Genomic DNA, 2,260 nt, shown 5'->3' on the forward strand with positions numbered 1-2,260 from the left:
TCATCGAAGTACTGCCCCTGAAAGCGCAGCGGCTGGTTCAGGTAGTCCTCGGTCGCCAGTTCCAGCGAGGTAACCTTGCCGTAGGCGCTGTATTTGGCTGACCAGACGATGTCGCCGCTGTAGTCGGTCAGTTCCTGCGGGGTGCCGAGGTGGTCGAGCTGGTAGTAGAACGGGCAGGCGCGTTTCGGGCCTTTGCCGTCGAGCATCGCCAGTGGGCGGAAGGTGCCGGGTTCGTAGATGAAGCTGCGGTGCTGTGTCGGGCTGCTTTCGGCGATCAGGTGGTCGCCTTGCCAGAAGAACTCGGTGCTCTGGCCGTCGACGGTTTTGCGGATGCGCCGGCCGAAGGCGTCGTATTGGTAGGTGGCGGTGGTGCCGTCGGGGCGGGTCAGGCCGATCAGGCGGTGCTGGCTGTCGTAGCGGTATTCGGTGACGAGGGTTTGCGCGCGGCCGCGGCGTTCTCGGATCAGGTTGCCGAAGGCGTCGTAGTCGTAGTGGCGGTCGCCCTGCATCAGCAGGCGATTGCCTTTGATCTGTGTCGGGCCGGGACGGTCCTGCATCAGCAGGTTGCCGGCCGGGTCATGGGCGAAGGTTTCCGGCAGGTCGTCGCGGGTATGGCGTACGCGGATCAGCCGGTCGAGGGCGTCGTACGTGTAGCTGCGCTGGCCATGGCGGGTGTCGGCGATGTGTTCGAGGTTGCCGTTGGCGCTGTAGGCAAAGTCGCGTCGATACAGCGAGTTGCGCTGATGGCCTACGGCGTGGGCGCTTAACCGGCCCTGTTCGTCGTAGGCGTATTCGCTGAGCAGCAGGCCTTGCTGACGTTGCTGTTCGCGGCCGTTCTGGTAGACGTGGCGGGTGAGCAAGGCGCCGTTGAGGTCGATCGCCGTCAGCGCGCCGCCCTTGGCGTAGTGGTAATAGAGCTTGCTGTTGTCCGGCAGGCGCAGACGGGTGAGCTGGCCGCAGGCGTCGTAGGTGTAGCCCAAGGTGCCCCAGCCCTGATGCTCGCGCACGAGGCGATCCTGCAGGTCGTATTCGAAGGCCAGCGGGTGATCCTGGCCGTCATCGACGCCGACCAAACGGCCTAAACGATCATAGCGGTAGCTGACTTCGACCCCGTCGGGCAGGGTCTTGAGCAACAAGCGCCCAGCAGCATCACGTTGGTAAGCGGTGACCAGCGTCGAGCCGTCCTCGCCGAACTCGGTTTTTTCCAGCAGGTGGCCGTTGCGGTCGTAGGCGTAGGCCGTGCGTCGGCCATCGAAGCCGGTTTCCTGTCGGATCAGTCCGGTGGGCGTGTAGTCCAGCCGGTACTTTTCGCCGGACTCGTTCTCGATTTCCGTCAGCAGCAGCTGAGCATGGTCGTAGCGGTATTGCAGGCGTGTGCCGTCCGGGTTGATCCGCCGGCTGACCAGGTGCAGGTCGTCGTCATACTCGTAGCGGGTGATGCGCCCCAGTTCATCGCGTTCGGCGGTGATCTGGCCGTAGGCGCTGTAGGACCAGGCGCGGGTGGAGCCGGTCGGCGAGGTGGTCTGGATCAGCCGGCCAACGGCGTCCCACGCCTGGCGGGTGACCGCGCCATGTTCGTCCTGCGCCGTAATCCGCCGTCCCAACGCGTCGTAGGAAAACTTGCGAACCCCACCGTCCGGCAGGCTTTCCTCGACCAACTGGCCCAGGTCGTTCCACACGAATACGTGCCGGCCGCTGTCCGGATAACGGATCGACCGCAACCGTCCCTGCGCGTCAAAGTGGTAATGGATGACGTGGCCGTCCGGGTCGACCGCCTCGGTGATATCCCCCTGAGCATTGCGCCGGTACGTCCACACCGCATCGCCACGTGAGCGGCTGTGCAGGAAACCATTGCGGTACTCGTAGGACGTCGGCGCATCGTCCGGCGGAATCAGCGCGATCAGCCGTCCGGCGTCGTCATAGCGATACTCGGTGACCGCCCCCAGCGCATCCTGCTCGGCGACCAGTCGGCCCTGCGTGTCGTAGGCCTTGAGCTGTTCGCCACCGTCGGCGGCAACCTGACGTACCAGCCGCGCGGTGTCGTCGTGGACGTAAGTTTCCTCAGTCCCATCGACGTAGTGCACCGTGACGCTGCCGGCGTCATCCCAGACGTAACGCGTATCCATCTGCGAAAACGACGCCCAGTGCCGCACACAGCGCGCTGCCTTGCCAGCGCGTTCCCACTCCCAGAAGAAGCTCGCGCCACCGCTCAGTTGCCGTTGCAGGATGACGTGCCGGTCGTCGTAGTCGTAACGCTCGC

At 64.9% G+C, this 2,260-nt stretch carries 1 protein-coding gene; it reads right to left on the bottom strand.

The genetic code is table 11. The features are described 5' to 3' along the window. The coding region (locus N8H71_RS28830; RefSeq protein WP_347710529.1) for an RHS domain-containing protein at positions 1 to 2,260 on the bottom strand (2,260 nt) is incomplete at both ends.

The sequence above is a fragment of the Pseudomonas koreensis genome (assembly GCF_025447595.1).
Classification (GTDB): domain Bacteria; phylum Pseudomonadota; class Gammaproteobacteria; order Pseudomonadales; family Pseudomonadaceae; genus Aquipseudomonas; species Aquipseudomonas koreensis_H.